Here is a 24,051-nt window from a genome sequence, read left to right on the forward strand (position 1 = left end):
GCGATCAATCTACTTCAAAGCGCTATATCGGAGCCAAATTTCGCCGGACCAAGGCAATAGAATGATTCTCTATTGATCGAAGACGCGGGTGTCGAACCTGGCTGCTGCCGAAGTGTGACGAAGTCGGCGCTCCGTGGCCTGCGTGCTGCTCGGGTGTGAACGCGGGTTCGGCGCAGGCGCGTCTGCCGGCCCGGCAGGGTGCCGGACCCGACCGCATCAGGATCGGGTCCGTCTGCGCGTTCAGGCGGCGTGGATCACCGGGACCGCGGGGGCGCCTTCCCACTCGGTGTTGCCCGGGATCGACTCGCCCTTCATCACGATCGTGAGCGGGCGCAGCCGCGCGTAGTCGCCGACCTTGGTGTCGTACAGCACGGTCGAGAAGGCGCCGACCGAGACGCCCTTGCCCACGACCACCCGGCCGATCTTCATGATCCGGTCCTCGTAGAGGTGCGTCTGGAGCGCCGAGACCCGGTTGATCGTGGCGTAGTCGCCGATCGTCACGCAGTCGAATTCGGTGATGTCGGTGGTCAGCATGCACACACCTTGGCCGACCTTCACGCCGAACAGGCGCAGAACCCAGGGCAGGAACGGCGTGCCCTGGAGATGCTCCAGCAGCACTTTGCCGGCCAGCCCCCAATAGGCCACCGCGATGGCCTCGGTGCGCATGGCCCACCAGGACCACATCGGCTGCATGCCGGGCTTGTAGACGCCCATCAGCAGCCACTTCATCGCGATGACGGCCGAGGACTGGATCAGCGCGATGGCGACGCTCGCCGTGACGAAGCTGATCGCGAGCCCCCACCAATCCTTGTCGAGGATCGCCGGGTAAAAGTACCAGTCGATCACCGTGATCGCGAGAGTGATGTAGAGCATCGGCGAGAACGAGGTTGCGAACGCCTCGAACACGCCGCGCCGGACCTTCGGCCACAGCCCCGGCTCGTAGGTCTGGGCGTTGGATCCGAGATCGACCACCTGGCGGGCCGGCAGCCGGATCGGCGGCGAGCCGAACCACGTCTCACCCGGGCTCATGGCGTCGTTGGCCGGCGGCTTCGACTTGATGCCGATCAGCACGTCGTCGGGGATGATGGCGCCCGGCGGCACCACGGCGTCGTTGCCGACGAAGACCCGGGCCCCTGTGCGGGTCGGCTCGAGGTGCATCCAGCCGCGCCGGATCTCCTCCTCGCCGTACACAACCTCGTCGGCCACGAAGTTCTTCGCCCCGATATCGGCGAGGTCGTAACGGCCGCCCAGATTCGTGGAGATCTCGGCGCCATGGCCCATCCGTGCGCCCATCAGCCGGTACCACGCGCGCATGTAGACCGTGGCGAACAGCGACGAGAGCGTCTCCAGCGTCACCTCGACGGCGAGCGCCAGCGACCATTTCCGCAGATAGAACAGCGAGTGGACCGAGTAGGTACCGGAACTCGTCCGGGGCAGCAGGACCCAGCGGATACCGGCGATCAGCATCACCGTGCCGGCGGTCATCAGCATGGCGGTCGGCCACGTGAGGATCGGCAGGTACCAGTGATAATCGACGTCGGTGATGTCGGACAGCGAGTCCGAGATCTGGTCGAAGATGAAGAAGGCCGGGAAGATCGGCAGCAGGCCGACCGCGGGGATCACGGCGAGCAGCAGCGTGTAGGCGGCCATGAAGCCGGCCCGGCGTCGCCAGGAGGCCTCCGCGGGCGCGGGCAGCGCGGTCGAATCGGCCAACCCGACCTTGCGCCCGGGGGACCCGTCCCAGATTTCCGCGGCCCCGACCCGCGAGCCGGTCGGGATCGTGGTGAGGTCGGCGATCTCGGCTTGCGGGCCGATCACCGTGTCGTGGCTGATCACGCAGGAGGTGCCCACCGCCGCGTCGGCGCCGATCGCCACCGGGCCGATGACCAGTTCGTTGCCGGCGATCTCGGCATTGGCGATGACGAGGCGCCCACCCAGCGACGCGCCGTCGCCGATGCTCAGGAGGTCCGGGGCACCGACCTCGATGTCGGAGATCAGGGTATCGCGGCCGATCTTCGCGCCCATCAGGCGCAGATAGATTGCGATGGCCGGTGAGCCCTGGAGCCACTTCACGTGGACGAGGGCCGCCAGCCGCTGCGCCAGCCACCAGCGGAAGTAATACGCCCCCCAGAGCGGATAGCGGCCGGGTTTGGTCCGGCCCAGGATCAACCACTTGCCGGCCACAGCGATCACGGCAGTCACGCCGTTGATCGCCACGTAGACGAGGAGCAAGACCCCGAGCTCGGCGAAGAAGCTCAAGCCCCCGCCGGTGAGCAGCAGGTAGGTCACGAACATGCCGAGCCACTGCGCGGTGAAGAGCGCAATCACGATGGGGAGCGCGACCAGCTGTGCGAGGCCGCACAGCGCCCGGCGCAGCAGCGGCGGCGGTTCGAAGCTGAGGTCGCGGATCGCGGCCGCGGCACCCATGCCGCCGGTGCGGGCGATCAGCGCATCGGCCATCGCCCGCATCGTGCGCAGGGAATACACGTCCGGCAGGGTGATGCCGGCAAGCGGCGGGTTCTCGCGCACCGCCGAGACGAAGCGGGCCGCGAGCAGCGAATGGCCGCCGAGATCGGCGAAGAAGTCCCCCTCCAGCGCGATCGGCTGGTTGCCGAAGATCTGCTTGGCGGCGGCGACAAGGGCGGCCTCGGTCTCGTTGGCCGGAGGCTCCTGCTCGCCATCGGCCGCCACCACGGTGAGCGGGGCGATCTTCAGGGCCTTGCGGTCGACCTTGCCGGAGGTGAGGCGCGGCAGCGTCTCGGTCACCTCGAAATGGCCCGGGACCATGTAGGGCGGCATCTGGCCGGCCAGCGTCTTGCGCAGGGCGGCGGTGTCGATGGTCTGTCCGCGCTCGGGGATCAGGAAGGCGACGAGCCGATCGACGCCGTCATCCTGCCGAAGCACCACGGCGGCCTGGTTGATATCGGGCACACTGCGGATCCGCGCCTCGATCTCCCCGAGTTCCACGCGAAAACCGCGGATCTTCACCTGATCGTCGATGCGGCCGTGGAACACGATCCGCCCAGCGGCATCGAGGGAAACCGCATCGCCCGAGCGGTAGAGCACCGGATCGGTCCCATCCGATGCGAAGGGGTTGGCGATGAACTTGTCCGCCGTCAGCTCGGGCCGCGCGAGGTAGCCCCGGGCGACGCCGGGACCGCCGATCAGCAATTCCCCCTGCTGGTCGCGTCCCAGCAGGCTCAGATCCTCGCCCGCCACATACACCGAATAATTCGGGATCGGCCCGCCGATGGTGACCGGCTCACCGGGCCGCATCTCGGCGGCGGTGGCCACCACGGTCGCCTCGGTCGGCCCGTAGGTGTTGAACAACTGGCGCGCGCCCGTGGCCCATCGCGTGACCAAGGGCTCCGGCAGGGCCTCGCCGCCCAGCAGGACGAGGCGCACGGTCGGCAGGTCGCCGGAGATCATCGCCAGCAGGGTCGGCACGGTATCGAGCACCGTGATGCGCTCGGCCTCCAGGATGCCGGGCAGGGATTCCACGTCACCCATCATGGCGGGGCTCGCCACGAACAGCGTCGCGCCGACGAGGTACGGGACCCAGATCTCCTCCATCGAGAGGTCGAAGGCGACCGAGGCCCCCTGGAACACCACGTCGTCGGCGCGCATGCCGTAGAGCGCGTTCCCCGAGCGCAGGAAGTGGCAGATGTTGGCGTGGCTGATGACGATGCCCTTCGGCACGCCGGTCGAGCCGGAGGTATAGATCAGATAGGCAGGGTGCTCCGGCGTCAGGCCGAGGGCGCGGAGATCGGGCACCGGGGCATCGCCCGGGGTGGCGCCGTCGAGATCGGCCGGTGTCAGGGCCGGCGCGGCGTCGGGCGCGGCCGGCTTCAGCGCCGGCGAGACGAGGAGCGCCTTGGCTGCGGCATCGGTCAGGCATACGCCGACCCGGTCGGCGGGCGCCTCGGCGTCGAAGGGCAGCCACGCGGCGCCCGACATCGTGATGCCGATCTGCGCCAGCAGAAGTTCGGGGCCCCGGGCCATCCAGAGGCCGACCACGTCCCCGGGCCCGATGCCGCGATGGCGAAGCCCAGCGGCGATCCGGCCGGCGCGGGCCGCGACCTCGGCATAGGTCAGGTGCGGATGGACGCCGCCCGCCGCCACGTTCGCCCCGTCGACGAGGCAGGGATGGTCGGGCCGGGATCGGGCCGAGTCCAGGAAGATCTCGGCCAGCACCTCGTCGCGGATCAGGTCGGGCCTTTGCGCGCCCCGCAGGACGGCCGCGCCGTGACGTCCGCCGTCCCCGGCAGCCGGGCCGGGCCGGGTCTTCTCGGCGACGTCACTCATCCGCTGCTCCGCTGGCCGGCCGCTGAGGCCGCCGCCTCCCGTGGCAGCCGCCCTATAGCCCACCGATCATGCCGTTATCGAGGCGGCTTTGCACTGCGCCCGCGCACGTGATCAAGCCCAGCGCCAGCCGTCGCGCTCCAGAATCAGCACTTCGCCCTGGCGGATGCCGAGACGGGGCGCGGTGTAGATGTCGAGATGCCCGAGCGAAACGAGCGCCGCCCGTGCAACACCGCCATGGGCGACGATGACCGTGTCCCGTTCCAGACCCGCGAGCAGCGGCCCGACCCGTTCGACCAGGGCGGCATAGCTCTCGCCGCCGATTCCGGGCGGGCGGTGGTGCCAGCGGTCCCGATCGCGGCCCGCGGCGCCGGCCGGATCCCGGCGCCGGATCTCCGCCCAGGTCGATCCCTCCCAGCTCCCGAAGCTGATCTCGCGCAGCCGCGGATCAGTCCGGTAGGCGTCCGGCGGCAGGCCGAGTTGCGTCCGCAGGATTTCCATGGTCCGCCGGGTCCGCTTGAGCGGGCTCGCCACGAAGTCCGCCTCGGCCAGCCCCGAACCCGCCGCGGCGGCGAGGCGCTCCGCGACGGCGGCGGCCTGGCTCTCCCCATGCGCGTTCAAATCGATGTCGCGGCCGCCCTGGAGGCGCCCCTCGGCGTTCCAGTCGGTCTGGCCGTGGCGGATGAAGTAGATGCTGCCCAACCGTCTCAATCCCGTCCTGCACCGGCACTCGGAACGGCTCGGAGCGCCAACCCGTTTTCGCCGACGGTCGGCAACACCCGGAAACAGGTCCTGCCTCATGTCGAAGAAGCACGGCAAGCATCATCGCGGCCAGAGGTACGATGACGGTGTGACAGAGAGCGCCGACCTGCACGGATCGGCCCCACCCGCGACGGCCAACGGGGCCGGCGCCGTCGTAGACAGCTTGCCGGCCATGCCGAGCGGACATCCCACGGTTTCCGTCCGCGCGGCCCCCGGCATCATCACGGTTCAGCCGGGGGCGCCCTTCAACCTCCAGGCCGTGGATCCGCGCGCCGATGGCGGCCTCGACAAGGACTGGGCGAAGGACGCGCTGGCGGACGAACGGGCACGCATCGACGCCCTCCAGGAACGCCTCTACGCCGAACGCGCGCGAAGCCTGCTGCTGGTCTTCCAGGCGATCGACACCGGCGGCAAGGATGGGACGATCCGGTCCGTCCTGAAGGGCGTGAACCCGCAGGGCTGCGCCGTGACCTCTTTCAAGGTGCCGTCGAGCGACGAACGCGATCACGATTTCCTGTGGCGCTACCATGCCCGGACGCCGGCGCGCGGCATGATCGGCGTGTTCAACCGCAGCCACTACGAGGACGTGCTGGTGGTGCGCGTGAAGGGCCTCGTGCCGGATGCGGTCTGGCAGAGCCGCTACGGCCGGATCAACGACTTCGAGCGCCTGCTCACCGAGTCGGGCACGACAATCCTCAAGTTCTTCCTGCACATCTCCAAGGCAGAGCAGAAGAAGCGGTTGGAGGCCCGAATCGCCGATCCGGAGAAGCACTGGAAGTTCGACCCGGCCGATCTGGTTGAACGCCAATCCTGGGATGCCTATCAGCAGGCCTTCGCGGATGCGCTCACCCGCTGCTCGACGCCGGATGCCCCGTGGCTGGTGGTGCCGGCCGATCACAAATGGTTCCGCAACTACGTGATCGCGCGGACCGTGGCGGATACGCTGGAGGCAATGGACCCGCGATTTCCGGAAGCCCCGACGGGCATCGCGAAGGTGACGGTCCCTGACTGAAACGGGGAGGCCGGCATGCTGGTCGTTCGTGGTGTTACGGTATCGGGCTACCGGTCGCTGCGCCGGATCAGCTTTCCGATCGAGAACCTCTCGGTCTTCGTCGGCGGCAACGGCACAGGCAAGACCAACCTCTATCGGGCCCTCGAACTGTTGCAGGCCGCGGCCAGGGGCACACTGACTCGCGATCTCGCCGCGGAGGGCGGCATGGATTCCGCGTTCTTGGCCGGCCGGCGGCGACAGGGCGAACCCGCGCGGATCCACCTGTCGGCGACACTGCGCCACGAGACCACCGGGCAGGACTTCACCTACGCGGTGGAGATCGGCCTCGTGCCGCAAGCCGGCGCGGAGATCATCGGCGCAGCCTTCCGCCGGGAGCCGCAGGTCAAGGCCGGGCGCCTGACGCTCCGAACCGGCGGTCGCGCCGCCGTGATCCTCGACCGCGACGGCCGCACCGGCTTCGTTCGCGACGCGGCGGGGCGCAAGCAATCCCTCGGATCGGACCTGCTCCCCACCGAAACGGCGCTCGGCGGCCTGCTCGACGCGACCGGCCAGCCGGAGATCGCCCGCGCGCGTCAGGCGATGACGGCGTGGCGCTTCCACCATGGCTTCCGGACCGATTCGGAGTCGCCGCTTCGGCGCCCGTGCCTCGCAGTGACGACGCCGACGCTGGCCTCCGATGGCTCGGATCTCGCGGCGGTCTTCGCCACCCTCGCCCATATCCGGCAGGACACGATCGACCTCGACGCGGCCGTGGACGGCGCCTTTCCCGGGGCGCGGCTGATCGTGCCGGAACCGGGGCGGGAGGCGAGCTTCGGCCTGACGATCCCGGATTTCGCCGGCCGGGTCTTCGCCGCACCCGAGCTATCGGATGGGACGCTGCGCTACCTCGCTTTGGCCGGTGCCCTGCTGAGCTACCGCCTGCCGCCGTTCATTGCGCTGAACGAGCCGGAGACCAGCCTTCATCCGGATCTCATGGACCCGCTGGCCCAGCTGATCGCCCGTGCGGCCGAGCGGACGCAGATCTGGCTGGTGACGCATTCCGAGCGCCTTGCCGCGGGAGTCGCGCAGTTTGGTGGCGCGCCGCCGCGCACCGTGATCAAACGCGATGGCGAGACATGGATCGCGGGGTTGAAGCTGTCCGGGGAGTTCGCCGAGGCGGACGACGAAGAGTGAGGCTGTCGCGATCCGCCCGGCGCCGACCCTCAATCCTTGTCGAGGGTCAGGTCCGGTGCATCCGGGTTCTTCATGCCGACGACGTGGTAGCCCGCATCCACGTGCAAGATCTCGCCGGTCATGCCGGCCGCCATGTCGGAGACCAGGTAGGCTGCCGTCTCACCGACCTCACCGATGGTCACGGTCCGCCGCAGGGGCGAATTGTACTCGTTCCACTTCAGAATATAGCGGAAATCGCCGATTCCCGAGGCGGCCAGCGTCTTGATCGGGCCGGCCGAGATCGCGTTGACGCGGATGTTCTTCGGTCCGAGATCGGCCGCGAGGTAACGCACCGAGGCTTCCAAAGCCGCCTTGGCGACGCCCATCACGTTGTAGTGCGGCATCCACTTCTCGGCGCCATAATAGGTCAGCGTCACGAGCGAGCCGCCCGACCGCATGATCTTCTCGGCACGCTGGGCCACGGCCGTGAACGAGTAGCAAGAGACGAGGAGCGACTTGGTGAAGTTGTCCTCCGAGGTCTCGATGTAGCGGCCGGTCAACTCGTCCTTGTCGGAAAAAGCGATGCAGTGGACCACGAAATCGATGCCCTCGGGAAAGACCCGTGCGGCTTCCTCGAACACGGCGTCGATCGTCGACGAGTCGGTCACGTCGCAATGGCCGATGACGTGGGCGTCGAGTTCCTTGGCCAGGGGCTCGACGCGCTTGCGCAGGGCGTCGCCCTGATAGGTGAAGGCCAGTTCCGCCCCGTGAGCGCGGGCACTGCGGGCAATGCCCCAGGCGATCGAGCGGTTGTTGGCGACACCCAGGACGATGCCCCGCTTGCCCGCCAGAAGGCCCTGCCCGTGTTCCGCCATGATCGATCCCGAAGCCGCGCGGCCCCTCACGGAGCCGGGGGGCCTCCTTAGCGGAGGCCGCCCGGCGACGGAAGTCCGGCCCGCCTCATGCGGGCTTCGCGCCGCGCCGTGACCGGGCGAATTCCATCAAAGCCGCATCCTCGCCCTCGGGCAGGACGATGGCCGTGGTGGCGAACAGGTCGCCGGCGCTCCCGTCCTTGCGCGGCAGGCCCTTGCCGCGCAGGCGGAAGGTTCGGCCCGAACTCGTCATCGACGGGATCCGCATCTCGACGGCGCCGGTCAGCGTCGGCACGCGAATCGTGCCGCCGAGTACGGCATCCTCCAGAGCCACGTCCACGGTGGTGCGCAGGTCCGATCCGTCCACGGTGAAGCGCGGATGCGGTCGGATCCGGATGGTCAGCAGCGCATCGCCCGGCTCGCCGCGCGGTCCCGCGCTCTGGCCCAGGCCGCGCAGCCGGATGGTCTGGCCGTCGACCATCCCCCGCGGGATGACCACGTCCACCTCCCGCCCGGTGGGCAGGTAGAGGCGCAGCTTCTCCTCGCTGGCGACCTGCTCGAGAGTCACGGCCAGTTCGGCGGCGACGTCATCGCCCTTGGGCGTGCCGCGCTGGCCGCCGGGGCCGGCGCCACCCGCGCGAAACGCCTCGCCGAAGATGTGCGAGAAGATGTCCTCGCCCATCCCGCCGGCCATGCCACCGCCCATGCCGCCCTGCCGGCTGCGGGCCATGCCCTCGAAATCGAATCCACCGCCCCGTCCACCGCCGAACCCTTCGAACCCGGTCGCGCGCGGCTTCCCGTCGGCGTCGATCTCGCCGCGGTCGAACTGCTTGCGCTTCTCGGCGTCGCCCAGAATCTCGTAGGCCGAATTCGCCTCGGAAAACCGGTCCTTGGCCTTCACGTCGTTCTTGTTGCGGTCGGGGTGGAAGTCCTTGGCGAGCTTGCGATAGGCCTTCTTGATGTCGGCCTCGCTCGCCCCCTTGGCCACGCCCAGCACGTCGTAGGGATTGCGCATGGAACTCTTGGCTGTGCGGTGTGGGAATTCCACCCGGATGTGGGAAGGCTGTTGCATACCTGCAACGGTGCTGGCGGCGAAAGTCTGCGGGTTCGCGCGGGACGTCAAGCGGTGCCCCTCGCCGCGGAGGCAGAAGGTGCATAACGTCGCCATCCTGCCGGGTCGAAGGCTGCAAGACAGCCGGTCCCGAGGCCGAATCGCGAGGAGTTGAGGCCCCGATGCACTACGCCTGCGACCACATCCATCTGCGCAGCCGCGACGCGATGCGGGCCGCGACTTTCTATGTCGAGACCTTCGGGGCGCGGGAGGTGAAGCGCGTCGGCGGCGATCCGGTGCAGCGGGTCGTCCTCGATCTCGGCGGGCTGACCGTGTTCATCGAGCAGGCCCCGGCCGAGACCGCACCGGCCGGGCCGACGCCCTGCCTCGGGCTCGAGCATGTCGGGTTGCGCGTCGACGATCTCGACGCGGCGATGGCCGATCTCGAAGCGCGCGGCGTTCCGATCCGCACCGGGATCACGGAGCGCGGACCGGGCCTGCGCATCGCCTTCGTGGAGGGTCCGGACGGCGCGCTGATCGAAGTTCTGGAGCGCAAGACGGCCTGAAGCGATAGCATCGGCGCCCCAACGAAACGGGGCGCTCTTCGCGGCTTCCGAGCCCAACGGCACAAGATTGGCGCGGACCGTGCTGCGGCGCGATCGGCCGCCTCTCTAGCCGTCCGTCGCGGCGATGGCTGCGCGGCTCTCCGAGCCGTACACCGCCCCCAGCACCGTCTCGCAGCGGATCCGCAGGCGGTCATGGCACTCGCAGGCACTGGCCGAGACGGCCGCCCGGTCGAGGACCGTGATCCGCCCACGCCCGACGCGGATCAGGCCCTGCTCCTGAAGCACCCGCAGGATGCGGGTCAGATACGTGCGCTGGACCCCGAGCATTGCGGCCAGGAGCTCGTGGGTGACCGGGAGCGTGTCGCCCTCGATCCTGTCCTGGATCGTGAGAAACCAGCGGAGGCAGCGCTGCTCGATCGGGTGGAGCGCGTTGCAGGCCGCAATCTGCAGCAACTGCGCGACGAAGCAATCGGCATAGCGCACGAACAGATCGTGCACCGATGCGGATCGGCCGGTCGCTTCCTCCAGCCGGTCGGCTTCGAGGCGCAGCACCGAACCGCCGATCTGCACCATCCCCTTGGCGAAGGCCGGTACGCGCCCCCCGCCGACGAGCGCGCCGGCGGCCCCATCATTGCCGATGATGGCGGTCTCGGCGGTCCGCCCGTCCCGGGTGGTCACGACCAGCGCCAGGATCGTATCGCGGCAGGGGAAGATGACGTGCGTGACCGCCGCACCGGCCTCGAAGACCGTCTCACCGCGGGCGTAGGGGGTTCGCTCCAGATGCGGTGCGATCAGCGCCCGATCCGGGTCCGAGAGCGCATCCAGCAGCAGATTGCCCGTGGGGCCGGCACTTTCGATTGGCATCAGGCGGGGACAATCTAAGATCAATCGCTCCCGAAAGAATCCTCTCAGGTGCGCCCAGTCTTGACCGGGCTCCCACGCATAGCCCTCGCTGCCCGATGCTGAACTAACCTACATTGGCAATTAATCAGCGACGTTACTTGTCGGTGCAAAGTCCCTGTTCCGACAGGCGCTTGTGCTCCCGCGGATCGCAATCGGTCGTCAGGAACGACGCCCAGTCAGAGGGTGTGCCGTAGAAGGCGTTACGGTCGACGTCGCCCCGCACGCCCGGAACCCGGCCGGTGGAGGTGAACTGCCACAGCATCCATTTGCGGTTGACGAACCGCTGCTCCGGCTCCGCCGCGGTGGAGCGCAGCCAGTGCGGGTAGTCGGGCAGCTCGCCTTCGAGCACGTCCTTGTGGAAGGTGATGTCGGTGTAGATGATCGGGCGTTTGCCGGTATAGCGCTCCATCTCTTCCAGCATCTCGGTGACCATCGCCAGGGCCTGCGCCCGCGGCAGCTTCTTCGGGCAGGTCTGGGAATGGCCGTTCCACTCGACGTCCAGCACCGGCGGCAGGGCGGTGGGATCGTTCGGGACGTTTCGCTTGAACCAGTCCATCTGCTCCTTGGCCGAGCGGCACCAGAAAACGAAATGGTAGGCGCCCCGCGGCACGCCGGCCCGAGCCGCGCCGTCCCAGTTGGTACGGAACCGCTCATCGACGTGGTCGCCGCCCTCGGTCGCCTTGATGAAGGCGAACTGGGTGCCGGAGGCCCGGACGGACGCCCAATCGACGTTGCCCTGCCACTTGGAGATGTCGATGCCCTGGATCGGATGGAGCTTGGCCTTGGCCACACCGGGATGGGGCTTGGCATCGCCCTTGGTCGGATAGAAGTCGTTGTTCGACGCGCAGGCCGCCAGGCCGGCGAGAATCGCCGCCGCGGCGAACCGGCCGGCGAGCCGGCGGGCCGCCTTGAGGCGCTCCGTCACGCCAAGCGCGTCGCCGAGGAAGGAAGCGCGCGAGAGCTGAGCAATTCGCGACATCAGTGTTGAGCCCGCCACCGAAGAAGCGCCAAAGACAGGCGTAATCGATGGCCCCAGCGCAGTTAACGGACCTTTGCGATCATTGCGGCGGAATTCCGAGACGCGTTGCATTGCCGTGACATACGCAGGGGATCCAGGGGTGTTGCACAGGATGACGCCCGGCTAAGTGCCGGTTCTGCAACGCGAGTTCGGTGACACCGCCGTGAGCAAGCAAATCTTCACCATAGGGTACGAAGGCCTGGATTCGGAGCAGCTCGGCGGCATCCTGCGCGATGCCGGGGTGGGCCTGCTGGCGGATGTCCGAGCGGTGGCGAATTCGCGCAAGCGCGGATTCTCGAAGAGCGTGCTCGCGGCATCGCTGCAGGAGGCCGGCCTGGGCTACACCCACCTGCGCAGCCTCGGCACGCCGAAATCCGGCCGGCAGGCGGCCCGGGCGGGGGATGCGGCGCTGCTGCGCCGGATCTACTGTGAGGAGGTGCTCGACACCGCCGCCGGGCAGACGGCCCTCGACGAGCTGTCGGCGATGGCCGAGGCGGCACCGCTCTGCCTGCTGTGCTTTGAACGCGATCCGTCCGTCTGCCACCGGCGCATCCTATCGGAGCGGCTCGCTGCGCGGGGCTTTGTGGTGCGGGATCTCTGAACGGTTGTTCCGGGGGACGGCAATCCGGCTTTTGAGGCGCGCTCTCCTGGCCCCCTTGGCCAGCGACAAGCGACACTGGTTTCAAGTCTTAGCGTACGTCACCGCCAAATCGACGGACGCGAGTCCCCTCGCCCATGACGACTACGATATTCACAAATCACCGTCTGGCTGTGACACGCGCCCTACCTCCCCCCTTTGCGGGGGAGGGAAATGCGCGGCCGCCCGTCTGCCCTATCCAAGACCGATTTAGACAACCGGTCGCCCGTGCGAGAGAGGGCCGATACGCTCCGTCACGAGCGGCGATCTCCGACCCGGATAATTAAAAGTGGGTCCTCGCGCTGGAGTAAATTGCTCGGCCGCTTTTCGGTCTTACGCCGAGAAGCGCGAATCCACCGAAGGCCCGTGCGGCGGCTGAAGGCGTGCGCCGATCGCGCCGGCGAGCCTTCGGAGCGGGCGCAGGGCCGCGCCGAGGCGCGATGGCGGCGCGATGCGCCGCGTGCGCCGATCCGGATCGGCCACCGGCTCGACCGGCATGTACAGCGCGTCGAAGAACGGGATCTCCAAGAGCGTCGAACCGGCCGCGTCAGTGATCACCATAGTGGCTGCAAGCAGCCGGGAATCGCCGCCGTGCTGGCGCATCAGGCCCTGCACGACGGTGCGGGCAGCGGCCCGGGCGGCCTCCGCGTCGGCGACCCATTGCACGGCCGACGCCGGTAGCGAGGATTGCCCGAAACGGATCGTGAAATGAGCGTGGATCATGGGGGCTCCCGGTGAGGACCGAATCTGCGCGTCAGGCCGCCTGCGCGCCTTCGGCGGCCTCGGCGGCCTCGGCGGCCGGTTTCGGATCGAAGGCCTCGGCCAGGAGTTCGAGGCGGCGGGCCATGTCGCGCACCTCGTTCAGCGCGATCGATTTCTGGCCTTCCTTGACCGCACGGGTGATGTCGCTGACCTGCGTTGTGGCGATCCGCTTCAGTTCCTCGGCGAGTTGCTGGCAGGTCATCATCGCATCCGGCTCGGCTGGTCGATCTGAGCGGGAACCCTGGCGCGCCCGCGCTTACCAAGGCGTTTCGCCGGGGCGCGACGCCTGTGGACAAGATGGGGATCACGGTGCCGCTCAATCCTGAAGATGGCGGGCCGCGATGATCGAGGCCGCGGTCCGGTTCTCCACGCCGAGCTTGGCGTAAATGCCTTCGAGATGCTTGGTGACGGTCCGGTGGCTCAACCCCAGGATCTCGCCGATATCGCGGCTCGATTTGCCGCGCGCGAGCCAGAGCAGCACCTCCGCCTCCCGGCCGGTGATCGGCAGGCGCGCCCGCAGCCGTTCGACCCCCAGAGCGGGCTCCTCCCGCGACAGCCGGAGCAGGACCTCGTCCGACGTGCGGCCGATGAAGCTCAGGGCGATGGCCGCCCCGTCGCGATCGGTCAGCGTCAAGGGCGCGGCCGCCCCGGCGAGGCAGCCCCGCAGCCAGTCGCGGGACCGCAAGGGCAGGACGAAGACGCCCGAGGGATCGGCGACGAGACCGGCGAGCAGCCGCCCGGCCTGCGGCGTCGACCACAGCACGGTCCCGTCCTCCGCGACGGCGAACAGGGTCCGACCCGCGGTGTCGAGGGCCGCCCGAGCGCTCTGCGCGGCGCGGGCGCTCGCCAGATGCACGCGGATTCGGGCCAGGATCTCGTCCGGAGCGATGGGCTTGGTGACGTAGTCGATCCCGCCCGCGCTCAAGCCCTGCACGATGTGCTCGGTCTCGCTCAAACCCGTCATGAAGATCACCGGCACGCCCGCGAGCTGCGGCTTGGCCTTGAGCCGGCGGCAGGTCTCGAACCCGTCCAGCCCCGGCATCACGGCGTCGAGCAGGATCACGTCGGGGGTGATCTCGTCCACCAGCGCCAGGGCGAGGTCACCGCCCACCGCCACCAGCACGGTGGCACCCGACCGTTCGATCGCCTCGGTGAGGAAGCTCAACGTGTCCGGGGAATCGTCGACCACCAGGACGATGTCCCGATTTGGCCGGCTCGGTGCCTCAGCCATTGCGGGCGAGCCCCTGCAGCACCGACAGGTAGCGGCGCAGGTCGTAGCCCTCCACCAGCCCGCGCATCTGCGCCACGAAGGCCGGGGGCGCCGATGCCTCCGCCTCCATCCGGCTGAGCGTTGCCTCGATAGCCCGGATGTGACCGATCCGCCCGAGGCGCAGCAATTCGCCGATCTGCTCCGGCCCGGGTGCCTCCAGGGTCACGACGGGCTCGCGCGGAAGGGCGGCCGCGCCGGTCCATTCCAGCCGCAACAGCTTGCCGACGCGCTCCATCACGTCGCGCAGGTCGAAGGGCTTGGCGAAGATCGCGTCGTGGGGTGCGTCGTCGCCGCGCACGGGGCTGATCTCGTGGACGTTGGCCGACATCATGGCGATCGGGCCGGCATGGCCTGCGGCCCGCAGGGCTGCGGCGACCGCCCAGCCGCTCATCCCCGGCATGGCGATGTCGAGGAGGATCAGGTCGATCCCGCCGGCCGCGACCGCCGCCAGGCATTCGGTCCCTGAGCCGGCCTCCAGCACGGCGATCCCGTGCGGTTCCAGGATCGCCCGCATCAGGGCGCGGTGCGCACTGTCGTCGTCGGCCACGAGGACGGTGCGGCGGGCGCCCGCATAGGCCCGTTCCGGCGGTTCGGCGGGGGCTGGCAGGACGACCGGCATGGGCTCGGCCACCGAAGCCAGCATCAGCCGCAGCCGCGCCTGCGTGCCGCCGCCGGGCGCCGCCGCGATGGTGATCTCGCCGCCCAGCAGCTGCGCCAGCAGATTGGCGATGGTCAGCCCCAAACCCGTCCCCGGCGTGCTGCGGGCGGCGGGCGTCGAGCCGCGCTCGAAGGGCTCGAAGATCCGCGCCAGATCCGCCTCAGGGATGCCGGGGCCGGTATCGCGGATCGTGAACACGGCGATCTGGCTGCGATAGCTCAGGTCCAGCGAGACCGTGCCGGCCTCCGTGAACTTGATGGCGTTCGACAGGAGGTTGAGCAGCACCTGCCGCAGGCGCTTCTCGTCCGTGGCGACGACGGCCGGCAGGATCTCGGGCCGTGCGAACCGGAACTCCAGCCCGGCCTCCCGGGCCTGGAGGCGGACCATGTCGACGAGCTGATCGAGGAAATCGGCGAGCCGGACCTCGTCGCGGTGGATCTGGAGACGCCCGGCCTCCATGCGGGAGATGTCGAGGAGACCGTCGATCAGGCCGGACAGGTGCTGGCCGCTGCGCCGGATCACCCGGATCGCATTGAGCCGGTGGGCCGGAATCGCGGGATCGGATTCGAGGAGCTGGGCATAGCCCAGCACGGTGGAGAGCGGCGTGCGCAGCTCGTGGCTGATCCCGATTACGTAGCGGCTCTTGGCCTGGTTGGCGGCTTCCGCCCGCTCCTTGGCCTCCTGCAGCTTGGCGTCGGTGATCTTGTGGGCGGCGATCTCGGCCTCGTAGAGGGCGGTCTGGCGCATGGTCTCGGCCTGCGCGACGCCCCGACTCTCCTGCGCGAGCACGAACAGCCACGCCACCACGCCGAGGATCACCACCAGGGTGAAGAACACGCTGGTCAGCGCGTCGCGCAGGAACGCGCGGTGCTCCGGATGCGCGATCGTCGCGCTGGCATGGACGATGCCGAGGATCAGGCCGATCACCGCGCACAGCGTCAGCATCACCGCGAGGTAGCGGCCGAGCGGCGCGCCGATCCAGGCGGCGGTACGGCCGGGCAGGATCCGTGCGACGGCCGCCTGCGCCTGCACCTCCAGGCGGCCGTGCGGCTTGCACAGGTCACCGCAGCGGGCGTCGAGCGAGCAGCACAGGGAGCAGATCGGCGCGTCATAGGCCGGGCAATGGGCCATGTCCTCGCCCTCGAAGGGCAATTCGCAGACGCGGCAGACCACCTCCGACGAAGGCCAATCGGTCTGCGGCGTGCGGGCGAGATACCAGCGCCCCGCCGTGGCCCAGGCGATCGCCGGGGCGGCGGCGAAGGCGGTCGCGAGCGTGAGCAGCGGTGCGAAGGGCTGGAGCAGGTGGCCGAGAAGCCCGGTATAGGCGAGCCCGCCCAGGGCGAGCGCCAGCACCATGGCGCCGGTGCCCACGGGGTTCACGGCATAGAGATGCGCCCGCTTGAACTCGATGCCGGGCGGCGAGAGCCCCAGCGGCTTGTTCACCGCGAGGTCGGCCGCGAGCGCTCCGACCCAGGCCGAGACCACCGCGGCATAGAGCGGCAGCGTGCTCTCGATCGTCTTGTCGATCCCGAGCTCCATCAGCAGCAGCGCGATGGCGACGTTGAAGACCAGCCACACCACCCGCCCCGGATGGCTGTGGGTCAGCCGCGAGAAGAAGTTGGACCACGCGATCGAGCCGGCATAGGCGTTGGTCAGGTTGATTTTGAGCTGCGAGACCAGCACGAACAGTCCGGTCAGTAGCAGCGCCGCCCGGCTCCCCTCCCCGGTCAGATAACCGAAGGCGATCGCGTACATGCGGGTCGGCTCGGCGGCGTGCTCGGGCGGCACGCCGTGACCGAGTGCGAGCACCGCCAGCGCGGCGCCCAGCAGGATCTTGAGCATGCCCGGCAGGATCCAGCCAGCGCCGCCGGAGAGCACCGCGAGCCACCAGCGACGATCGCGCGGATCCTTCGGTTCGGGGACAAATCGCAAAAAGTCGACCTGCTCGCCGACCTGCGCGAGGAGTGCCAGCAGGACGCCGGTGGCGAGCCCGAACCGGGCGAGATCGAAGCCGACATCGCCGTCGAGGCCCGGGAAGCGCACCAAGGCGCGCAGCGGCTCCGCCCCCTGGGCGGCTACGAAGACGAGCGGCAGCAGGCTGAGGGCGATCCAGAGCGGCTGCGACCAGATCTGGAACCGGCTGATCAGGCGGATCCCGTAGACCACCAGGGGAATCACGGCGCCCGCGCAGAGCAGGTAGCCGACACCGAGGGGCAGCCCGAAGCAGAGCTGCATCGCCAGCGCCATGATCGCCGCCTCGATGGCGAAGAACAGGAACGTGAAGCTCGCGTAGATCAGCGACGTGACGGTCGAGCCGAGATAGCCGAACCCGGCGCCGCGGGTCAGCAGATCCATGTCGACGCCGTAGCGTGCGGCGTAGACCGTAATGGGCACAGCCGTAGCAAAGATGATCAAACCGACGAGCAGCACCGCCGCGAGCGTATTGGGGAAGCCCGCGGTCAGGGCGAGCGTGCCGCCGATCGCCTCCAGCGCCAGGAAAGAGACCGAGCCCAGCGCCGTCTGCGCCACCTCGAACCCGGTCCAGCGCCGCGCCTTCTTGGCGGTGAAGCGCAGCGCATAATCTTCCAGGGTCTCGTCGGCGACGAAGCGGTTGTAATCCCGGCGGATCGGGATGATGCGCTGCACAGCGGTCATGACACCGCGAGCCCGCGCGCGCGCGAACACCCCCGTATTCGCGCGGCACTTATGTTGCTCGCGCCCAAGACCGGCATGACCTCACACTGTTCCGCCGCGATGGTGCAGCGCATGCAAGAGTATCGCCATACGCAAAATCGCGTATAGGCCGCACCGCAACAGCCGCCCTAGCCTGCGCTCGTCGATCCGGGCCGCCTCTCAAGACCCGGACGCCCACAGGGTCAGGCAGATGGCAGACGACACCGATCACGGCTTGCGTTCCCCGCTGCGGCGCAGGCTGCTCATGGGGCTGGCCGGCGCACCGGCGCTGGCGCTGATGCCGCGCGCGGCCTGGGCCGCGACGCCGACCGCGACGGTCAACACCACCGGCCTCGCCGTGACCGACACCGAGGTGACGGTTGGCATCCTGCACTCGATCACCGGCACCATGGCGATCTCGGAGACGGGGGCGCAGGAAGCGGAGAAACTCGCGATCGCCCAGATCAACGAGGCCGGCGGCGTGCTCGGCCGCAAGATCAAGATCATCCAGGAGGACGGCGCCTCCGACTGGCCGACCTTCGCCGAGAAGGCCAAGAAGCTCCTCGTCAATGACCATTGCGCCGCCGTGATGGGCTGCTGGACCTCGGCCTCGCGCAAGGCGGTGCTGCCGGTCTTCGAGCAGTACAACGGCTTGCTCTACTACCCGACCTTCTACGAGGGCCTGGAGCAGTCGAAGAACGTCTTCTACACCGGCCAGGAGGCGACGCAGCAGATTCTCGCCGGCCTCGACTGGGTGCACAAGGAGAAGGGCGGCGACAGCTTCTACTTCATCGGCTCGGACTACATCTGGCCGCGCACCTCCAACAAGATCGCCCGGAAGCACGTCGAGAACGTGCTCAAGGGCAAGGTCGTCGGCGAGGAGTACTTCCCGCTCGGCCACACCCAGTTCAACTCGGTGATCAACAAGATCAAGCTGACCAAGCCGAAGGTGATCTTCGCCGACGTGGTCGGCGGCTCGAACGTGGCGTTCTACAAGCAGCTCAAGGCGGCGGGCATCGACCTGTCGAAGCAGGTGCTGATGACGATCTCGGTCACCGAGGACGAGATCGACGGCATCGGCGGCGAGAACATCGCCGGCGCCTATGCGTGCATGAAGTACTTTCAGTCGATCGAGAACGAGAACAACAAGGCCTTCGTCACCGCTTTCAAGAAGATGTGGGGCGAGAAGACCGTGATCGGTGACGTCACCCAGGCCGCCTATCTCGGGCCGTACCTGTGGAAGATGGCCTGCGAGAAGGCCGGCTCGTTCGATGTCGACAAGGTGGTGGCGGCCTCGCCCGGCATCGAGTTCAAGGGTGCGCCGGAAGGCTACGTCCGGATCGACGAGAACCATCACCTCTGGTCGAAGACCCGCGTCGGCAAGGCCAAGCCGGATGGCCAGTTCGAGATCGTCTATACGAGCCCGGAGCTGATCAAGCCGGATCCGTTCCCGAAGGGGTACCAGTAGTCTCCAACTCTCCCCTCCCCCCCCTCTGCGGGGGAGGGTGGCCCCCGCATGGGGGTCGGGAGAGGGGAGCGACGGTGCAGGACGATGCACCGCCCCTCACAACGCACTCAGCCATCTTACGGAAGCCGGGCTCCCCTCTCCCGACCCCTGCTGACGCAGGGGCCCCCCTCCCCCGCAAAGGGGGGAGGGAGGGCGCCGCGGGCTTCAATTAGGCATCCCCAGGCGCGGGAGACACGAGAAAATGCTCGGCGATTATTCCCTCGGCGATCTCGGCGCGATCTTCGCCATGCAGGGCTTCGCCGGCCTGATCCTGTTCTCCGTCTACCTGCTGATGGCGCTCGGGCTGGCGATCATCTTCGGCCAGATGGGCGTGATCAACATGGCCCATGGGGAGTTCATGATCCTCGGCGCCTACGTGACGTATCTCTGTTCGGCCTTCTGCCAGACCTACGTGCCGGTGCTGTTTCCGGCCTACTTCTTCGTCGCCATGGCGCTGGCGTTCCTGGCCTCCGGGGCGCTCGGCATGCTGGTGGAGTGGAGCCTGATCCGGTTCCTCTACAAGCGCCCGCTCGACACCCTGCTGGCCACCTGGGGCCTATCGCTGATTCTCCAGCAGGCCTACCGGTCGATCTTCGGGGCCCGCGAGGTCGGCGTCGAATTGCCGTCCTGGCTGATCGGCTCGGTGCAGGTCACCGACACGATCGAGATCCCGGTCAACGGCCTGTTCGTGATGGGGATTACCATCCTGATCACCGTCAGCGTCGCCCTGCTGATCTACCGTTCGCGCTTCGGCCAGCAGGTCCGCGCGGTCATGTCGAACCGTGCCATGGCGGGGGCGGTCGGCATCGATACCGAGAAGGTCGATCGCTACACCTTCGGCCTGGGCTGCGGCATCGCGGGCATTGCCGGCTCGGCCTTCACGATGATCGGCTCCACCGGGCCGACCTCGGGCCAGCTCTACATCGTCGACACCTTCCTGATCGTCGTGTTCGGCGGCGCCGCCAGCCTCTTGGGCACCATCGCGTCGGCCTTCTCGATCTCCCAGACGCAGTCGACCCTGGAGTTTTTCCTTTCCGGCTCGATGGCCAAGGTAATCACGCTGCTCGCGGTGGTCGGCATCCTGATGTTGCGGCCGCAGGGCCTCTTCACCCTCAAGGTCCGGCGCTGAGGATTTTTCGACCATGACGAATCCGGTCCAGACCCTCACCAAATCCGTCACCGTCAACGACAACCCGTTCATGAAGCCGGTGGAGTGGCTGAGCTTGGCTCTGCTGGCCGGGGTGATCCTGGTTGTCCTGCCGATGCTGCTCGACAGCTTCCGCCTCAACCTCGTCGGCAAGTATCTGACCTACGCGTTCGTGGCCCTGGGGCTCGTGATCTGCTGGGGCTATGCCGGCATCCTCTCGTTGGGCCAGGGTTGCTTCTTCGGCCTCGGCGGTTACTGCATGGCGATGTACCTGAAGCTCGAAGCTTCGAGCGTCGCCAACACCAAGATCCAGTCGACGCCGGGCATCCCGGACTTCATGGATTGGAACCAGATCACCGCGATCCCGTGGTTCTGGCAGCCGTTCAAAAGCCTGCCGCTGACCCTGATCCTTGTGGTCGCGGTCCCGGTCCTGTTCGCGATGCTGATCTCCTTCGCGATGTTCAAGCGCCGGGTCGGCGGCACCTATTTTGCCATCATCACCCAGGCGATCGCCGCGATCCTGACGATCCTGATCGTCGGCCAGCAGGGCTATACCGGCGGCATCAACGGCATCACCGACCTGCGCACCCTCCACGGCTGGGACATCCGCACCGATAGCGCAAAGACCATCCTGTACTTCGTCAATGGCGGCCTGCTGATCGCCTGCATTCTGGCGGCGCAATACGTGAAGAAATCGAAGCTGGGCCGTATCCTCGTCGCCATGCGCGACAAGGAGGATCGGGTCCGCTTCTCTGGCTACTCGGTGGCGGGGTTCAAGGTCTTCGCCTTCTGCTTCGCCGCCGGGTTGGCCGCGATCGGCGGGGCAATGTTCACCCTGCAGGTCGGGTTCATGTCGCCCTCCTTCGTGGGCATCGTGCCCTCGATCGAGATGGTGATCTACGCCGCCGTCGGCGGGCGCTTGTCCCTGTTCGGCGCGGTCTGGGGCACGCTTCTGGTCAATTGGGCCAAGACCAGTTTCTCCGAAAGTTTCCCGGACCTCTGGCTGTTCGGCCTCGGCGCCCTGTTCATCGCGGTGGTGCTGGCCTTCCCGAACGGCCTTGCCGGGATCTGGCGCGAGCAGATCGAGCCCCGCCTCACCCGCCGGGTGAAGGGTCTTCGCGCCCCGCCGCCCGCCATCGTCCCGCCCCACGGCGCCCCGGCCGAGTGATCCTGCCCATGAACGCCGCGATCCTCTCCTCTCCCGTGGTCGGCGCCGAGGCGGCCCCGCCCGATCATCTCCTCGCCGTCGAGGCGCTGACGGTCTCCTTCGACGGGTTCAAGGCGGTCAACGACGTGTCGTTCTACGTCGAGCCCGATGAGATCCGGGTGATCATCGGCCCGAACGGCGCCGGAAAGACCACGGTGCTGGACCTGATCTGCGGACGCACCCGGGCGAGCGCCGGATCGATCAGGTACAAGGGCCAGGAGCTGACAAAGCTCTCCGAGAGCGCCATCGTCCAGGCCGGCGTCGGCCGCAAGTTCCAGACGCCGTCGATCTACGACGACCTGACGGTGTTCGAGAATCTCGAAATCTCGTTCCCGCGCGGACGCTCGGTGTTCGGCGCCCTGACGTTCAAGCGCGATGCGGAAGTCCGCGACCGCATCCACGCCATCGCCGAGACGATCTTCCTGAAGGATCAGCTCAAGGAGCGGGCCGAGTTCCTGAGCCACGGCCAGAAGCAGTGGCTGGAGATCGGCATGCTGCTGATCCAGGACCCGGAACTCCTGATGCTCGACGAGCCGGTGGCCGGGATGAGCGTCGGCGAGCGGATCAAGACCGCCGAGCTGCTCAACCAGATCATCAAGGGCCGCTCGGTGCTGGTGATCGAGCACGACATGAAGTTCGTCGAGGACATCGCCCACCGGGTGACCGTCCTGCACCAGGGCAAAGTACTCTCCGAAGGGTCGATGGAGCGGGTCAAGAACGACCCGAAAGTCATCGAAGTGTATTTGGGACATTGACGATGGCGTCGCTTCAGACCGCGCACCCGCCCGGAATTCAGGCGCCCCCACTCGCCACGATCCCATCCGCCACGGCGGCGCTCGCCGTCGAGGATCTGCACGCCGCTTACGGCCAGAGCGAAGTGCTGCACGGACTCACCTTCTCGGTGGCGCCAGGCGAAATCGTCGCCGTCATGGGCCGCAACGGCATGGGCAAGACCACGCTCATGAAGACCCTGATGGGTCTCGTGCCCGTGAAAGCAGGGTCGATCCAGGTCGAGGGCACGGACGTGGCCGGGCTCAAGAGCCACGTCCGGGTCGCCAAAGGCCTCGCCTACGTGCCGCAGGGCCGGATGATCTTCTCCACCATGACGGTCCAGGAGAACATCGAGACCGGCCTCACCGTCACGGGCACCCGCAAGGTGCCGCAGGACCTCTACGACATGTTCCCGGTCCTGCTGGAGATGAAGGGCCGGCGCGGTGGCAACCTCTCGGGCGGGCAGCAGCAGCAGCTTGCCATCGCCCGGGCGCTCGCGAGCCGCCCGAAGGTGCTGCTGCTGGACGAGCCGACCGAGGGCATCCAGCCGTCGATCATCCGCGAGATGGGCCGGACGCTCAAGACAATCCGCGACGCGCGCGGCCTTTCGATCGTGGTGTCGGAGCAGGTCCTGAGCTTCGCCCTCGATGTCGCCGACCGGGTAATCGTCATGGAGAACGGCGCCATCGTCCACGAGGCCCCGCGCGACGGGATCGACGAGGCGGCGGTGGCCCGGTTCCTATCGGTCTAGGGGCACAACATGGCCGATTATGAGATCTTCGAACTCGGCGACTTCGTGCTCCAGTGCGGCAAGACGCTGCGCGCGGCCAAGCTCGCCTTCAAGACCTTCGGGACGCTGAGCCCGGCCAAGGACAACGCCATCGTCTACCCGACCTGGTACTCGGGCCAGCACACTGAGAACGAGTGGCTGATCGGCCCCGGCAAGGCCCTCGATCCGGAGAAGTACTTCATCATCATCCCGAACATGTTCGGCAACGGGCTCTCGTCTTCGCCGAGCAACACGCCCGCGCCCTGGAACGGGCCGCGCTTCCCCAACGTCACCGCCTACGACAACGTCCGCGCCCAGCACCGCCTCGTCATCGAGCATTTCGGCATCGAGAAACTCGTCCTCGTCACCGGCTGGTCGATGGGGGCGCTCCAGACCTACCACTGGGCGGCGATGTATCCCGACATGGTGCCGAAGATCCTGCCGTTTCAGGGCTCGGCCAAGTGCTCGCGGCACAACTACGTCTTCCTTGAGGGCGCCAAGGCGGCGCTCCAGGCCGACGCCGCCTGGGCGGAGGGCTGGTACGCGAGCCCGCCGACGCGCGGCCTGCGCGCCTTCGGCCGGGTCTACGCCGGCTGGGGCCTGTCGCAGACCTTTTACCGGCTCGAGGCCGACATCACCCACATGGGCTACGCCTCGCTGGAGGACTTCCTGATCGGGTTCTGGGAAGGCCTGTTCTACGAGCGCGACGCCAACAACCTGCTCGCCATGCTGTGGACGTGGCAGCACGGCGATATCAGCGCCAACGACACTTTCCAGGGCGACTTCAAGGCCGCGCTCGGCGCCATCCGCGCCAAGGCGATCCTGATGCCCGCCTCGACCGACCTGTATTTCCCGCCGGAGGACAACGCCATCGAGGCGGCCGCCATGCCGAACGCGGAGCTGCGCGTGATCGACACGTGGTGGGGCCACTTCGCAGGCGGGCCCGGCACCAGCCCGGACGACATCAAGATCCTCGACGAAGCGCTGAAAGAGCTGCTCGCGAGCGGGTGAG

Annotated in this window: 20 protein-coding genes; 10 read left to right on the forward strand and 10 right to left on the reverse strand. The window is 68.1% G+C overall.

The annotated features are described in order from the left end of the window. Positions 1 to 240: 240 nt before the first annotated feature. Together MKK63_RS30600 and MKK63_RS30605 are read right to left on the reverse strand one after the other, a co-directional pair. Positions 241 to 4,305, reverse strand: coding sequence for a Pls/PosA family non-ribosomal peptide synthetase (locus tag MKK63_RS30600; RefSeq protein WP_244008214.1), 4,065 nt, complete (start codon positions 4,303 to 4,305; stop codon positions 241 to 243). Positions 4,306 to 4,416: 111 nt separating this feature from the next. Continuing rightward, entirely contained in the window at positions 4,417 to 5,004 is a 588-nt protein-coding gene (locus MKK63_RS30605; RefSeq protein ID WP_244008215.1) for a histidine phosphatase family protein, read from the reverse strand. 97 nt (positions 5,005 to 5,101) lie between these two features. On the opposite strand from MKK63_RS30605, the gene MKK63_RS30610 reads away from it, so the two are divergent. Further along, positions 5,102 to 6,076 (forward strand): polyphosphate kinase 2 family protein, encoded by a 975-nt coding sequence (locus tag MKK63_RS30610; protein WP_244008216.1) that lies wholly within the window; start codon positions 5,102 to 5,104, stop codon positions 6,074 to 6,076. Between the two features lie 15 nt (positions 6,077 to 6,091). Further along, the gene (locus MKK63_RS30615) at positions 6,092 to 7,249 is read left to right on the forward strand and encodes an AAA family ATPase (RefSeq protein ID WP_244008217.1); all 1,158 of its coding nucleotides are present in this window, start codon (positions 6,092 to 6,094) and stop codon (positions 7,247 to 7,249) included. A 29-nt stretch (positions 7,250 to 7,278) separates the two neighbouring features. Here MKK63_RS30615 and fabI read toward each other — a convergent pair whose 3' ends face one another. Both fabI and MKK63_RS30625 read right to left on the reverse strand, forming a co-directional pair. After that, entirely contained in the window at positions 7,279 to 8,103 is an 825-nt protein-coding gene (gene fabI, locus MKK63_RS30620) for an enoyl-ACP reductase FabI (RefSeq protein WP_244008218.1), read from the reverse strand. A gap of 85 nt (positions 8,104 to 8,188) precedes the next feature. Further along, a complete protein-coding gene (locus MKK63_RS30625) occupies positions 8,189 to 9,115 on the reverse strand; it encodes a DnaJ C-terminal domain-containing protein (RefSeq protein WP_244008219.1) in 927 nt (308 codons plus the stop codon). Positions 9,116 to 9,333: 218 nt separating this feature from the next. Between MKK63_RS30625 and MKK63_RS30630 the strand changes: the two genes are divergently transcribed. After that, positions 9,334 to 9,717, forward strand: a complete 384-nt coding sequence (locus tag MKK63_RS30630) for a VOC family protein (protein ID WP_244008220.1) — start codon at positions 9,334 to 9,336, stop codon at positions 9,715 to 9,717. A 105-nt stretch (positions 9,718 to 9,822) separates the two neighbouring features. Here the strand turns inward: MKK63_RS30630 and MKK63_RS30635 are convergent, their stop codons facing one another. Both MKK63_RS30635 and MKK63_RS30640 read right to left on the reverse strand, forming a co-directional pair. Next, positions 9,823 to 10,581: a Crp/Fnr family transcriptional regulator gene (locus MKK63_RS30635; protein WP_244008221.1), complete on the reverse strand. Its 759-nt coding sequence runs from the start codon at positions 10,579 to 10,581 to the stop codon at positions 9,823 to 9,825. A 133-nt stretch (positions 10,582 to 10,714) separates the two neighbouring features. Further along, positions 10,715 to 11,599: a glycoside hydrolase family 25 protein gene (locus MKK63_RS30640; RefSeq protein WP_244008222.1), complete on the reverse strand. Its 885-nt coding sequence runs from the start codon at positions 11,597 to 11,599 to the stop codon at positions 10,715 to 10,717. Positions 11,600 to 11,801: 202 nt separating this feature from the next. Between MKK63_RS30640 and MKK63_RS30645 the strand changes: the two genes are divergently transcribed. Further along, the gene (locus tag MKK63_RS30645; RefSeq protein ID WP_244008223.1) at positions 11,802 to 12,239 is read left to right on the forward strand and encodes a DUF488 family protein; all 438 of its coding nucleotides are present in this window, start codon (positions 11,802 to 11,804) and stop codon (positions 12,237 to 12,239) included. A 369-nt stretch (positions 12,240 to 12,608) separates the two neighbouring features. On the opposite strand, the gene MKK63_RS30650 is transcribed toward MKK63_RS30645, so the two are convergent. The 4 genes from MKK63_RS30650 to MKK63_RS30665 all read right to left on the reverse strand — a co-directional run bounded on the left by MKK63_RS30650 (position 12,609) and on the right by MKK63_RS30665 (position 17,620). Beyond that, positions 12,609 to 12,998 carry a DUF6894 family protein gene (locus MKK63_RS30650; RefSeq protein WP_244008224.1) on the reverse strand — a complete coding sequence of 130 codons (390 nt, stop codon included), beginning with the start codon at positions 12,996 to 12,998 and terminating at the stop codon, positions 12,609 to 12,611. A 31-nt stretch (positions 12,999 to 13,029) separates the two neighbouring features. Then, on the reverse strand, positions 13,030 to 13,242 hold the full coding sequence (locus MKK63_RS30655; RefSeq protein ID WP_409564579.1) for a hypothetical protein: 213 nt from the start codon (positions 13,240 to 13,242) through the stop codon (positions 13,030 to 13,032). A gap of 111 nt (positions 13,243 to 13,353) precedes the next feature. Next, positions 13,354 to 14,268: a DNA-binding response regulator gene (locus tag MKK63_RS30660; protein WP_244008225.1), complete on the reverse strand. Its 915-nt coding sequence runs from the start codon at positions 14,266 to 14,268 to the stop codon at positions 13,354 to 13,356. Continuing rightward, the gene (locus tag MKK63_RS30665; RefSeq protein WP_244008226.1) at positions 14,261 to 17,620 is read right to left on the reverse strand and encodes an ATP-binding protein; all 3,360 of its coding nucleotides are present in this window, start codon (positions 17,618 to 17,620) and stop codon (positions 14,261 to 14,263) included. The genes MKK63_RS30660 and MKK63_RS30665 overlap by 8 nt, the downstream gene beginning before the upstream one ends. Before the next feature lie 229 nt (positions 17,621 to 17,849). Here MKK63_RS30665 and urtA point away from each other — a divergent pair, with 229 nt between their 5' ends. The 6 genes from urtA to MKK63_RS30695 all read left to right on the forward strand — a co-directional run bounded on the left by urtA (position 17,850) and on the right by MKK63_RS30695 (position 24,050). Then, the gene (gene urtA, locus MKK63_RS30670; protein ID WP_244008227.1) at positions 17,850 to 19,106 is read left to right on the forward strand and encodes an urea ABC transporter substrate-binding protein; all 1,257 of its coding nucleotides are present in this window, start codon (positions 17,850 to 17,852) and stop codon (positions 19,104 to 19,106) included. A gap of 241 nt (positions 19,107 to 19,347) precedes the next feature. Continuing rightward, entirely contained in the window at positions 19,348 to 20,274 is a 927-nt protein-coding gene (gene urtB, locus MKK63_RS30675; RefSeq protein WP_244008228.1) for an urea ABC transporter permease subunit UrtB, read from the forward strand. 13 nt (positions 20,275 to 20,287) lie between these two features. Next, on the forward strand, positions 20,288 to 21,460 hold the full coding sequence (urtC, locus tag MKK63_RS30680) for an urea ABC transporter permease subunit UrtC (protein WP_244008229.1): 1,173 nt from the start codon (positions 20,288 to 20,290) through the stop codon (positions 21,458 to 21,460). 8 nt (positions 21,461 to 21,468) lie between these two features. Further along, entirely contained in the window at positions 21,469 to 22,254 is a 786-nt protein-coding gene (gene urtD, locus MKK63_RS30685; RefSeq protein ID WP_244008230.1) for an urea ABC transporter ATP-binding protein UrtD, read from the forward strand. A gap of 2 nt (positions 22,255 to 22,256) precedes the next feature. Beyond that, positions 22,257 to 23,021: an urea ABC transporter ATP-binding subunit UrtE gene (gene urtE, locus MKK63_RS30690; RefSeq protein ID WP_244008231.1), complete on the forward strand. Its 765-nt coding sequence runs from the start codon at positions 22,257 to 22,259 to the stop codon at positions 23,019 to 23,021. A 9-nt stretch (positions 23,022 to 23,030) separates the two neighbouring features. Continuing rightward, entirely contained in the window at positions 23,031 to 24,050 is a 1,020-nt protein-coding gene (locus MKK63_RS30695; protein WP_244008232.1) for an alpha/beta fold hydrolase, read from the forward strand. The last annotated feature ends 1 nt before the right edge of the window (position 24,051 follow it).

Source organism: Methylobacterium sp. J-088 (genome assembly GCF_022829295.1).
GTDB lineage: Bacteria > Pseudomonadota > Alphaproteobacteria > Rhizobiales > Beijerinckiaceae > Methylobacterium.

Bases quoted from the DNA above. Each gene is read 5' to 3' on its own strand.
- urtA (WP_244008227.1), top strand. From the start codon at position 17,850: ATGGCAGACGACACCGATCACGGCTTGCGTTCCCCGCTGCGGCGCAGG.
- MKK63_RS30640 (WP_244008222.1), bottom strand. From the start codon at position 11,599: ATGTCGCGAATTGCTCAGCTCTCGCGCGCTTCCTTCCTCGGCGACGCG.
- urtD (WP_244008230.1), top strand. From the start codon at position 21,469: ATGAACGCCGCGATCCTCTCCTCTCCCGTGGTCGGCGCCGAGGCGGCC.
- MKK63_RS30655 (WP_409564579.1), bottom strand. From the start codon at position 13,242: ATGATGACCTGCCAGCAACTCGCCGAGGAACTGAAGCGGATCGCCACA.
- fabI (WP_244008218.1), bottom strand. From the start codon at position 8,103: ATGGCGGAACACGGGCAGGGCCTTCTGGCGGGCAAGCGGGGCATCGTC.
- MKK63_RS30630 (WP_244008220.1), top strand. From the start codon at position 9,334: ATGCACTACGCCTGCGACCACATCCATCTGCGCAGCCGCGACGCGATG.
- MKK63_RS30665 (WP_244008226.1), bottom strand. From the start codon at position 17,620: ATGACCGCTGTGCAGCGCATCATCCCGATCCGCCGGGATTACAACCGC.
- urtC (WP_244008229.1), top strand. From the start codon at position 20,288: ATGACGAATCCGGTCCAGACCCTCACCAAATCCGTCACCGTCAACGAC.
- MKK63_RS30635 (WP_244008221.1), bottom strand. From the start codon at position 10,581: ATGCCAATCGAAAGTGCCGGCCCCACGGGCAATCTGCTGCTGGATGCG.
- urtB (WP_244008228.1), top strand. From the start codon at position 19,348: ATGCTCGGCGATTATTCCCTCGGCGATCTCGGCGCGATCTTCGCCATG.
- MKK63_RS30625 (WP_244008219.1), bottom strand. From the start codon at position 9,115: ATGCGCAATCCCTACGACGTGCTGGGCGTGGCCAAGGGGGCGAGCGAG.
- MKK63_RS30600 (WP_244008214.1), bottom strand. From the start codon at position 4,305: ATGAGTGACGTCGCCGAGAAGACCCGGCCCGGCCCGGCTGCCGGGGAC.
- urtE (WP_244008231.1), top strand. From the start codon at position 22,257: ATGGCGTCGCTTCAGACCGCGCACCCGCCCGGAATTCAGGCGCCCCCA.
- MKK63_RS30695 (WP_244008232.1), top strand. From the start codon at position 23,031: ATGGCCGATTATGAGATCTTCGAACTCGGCGACTTCGTGCTCCAGTGC.
- MKK63_RS30615 (WP_244008217.1), top strand. From the start codon at position 6,092: ATGCTGGTCGTTCGTGGTGTTACGGTATCGGGCTACCGGTCGCTGCGC.
- MKK63_RS30650 (WP_244008224.1), bottom strand. From the start codon at position 12,998: ATGATCCACGCTCATTTCACGATCCGTTTCGGGCAATCCTCGCTACCG.
- MKK63_RS30610 (WP_244008216.1), top strand. From the start codon at position 5,102: ATGTCGAAGAAGCACGGCAAGCATCATCGCGGCCAGAGGTACGATGAC.
- MKK63_RS30660 (WP_244008225.1), bottom strand. From the start codon at position 14,268: ATGGCTGAGGCACCGAGCCGGCCAAATCGGGACATCGTCCTGGTGGTC.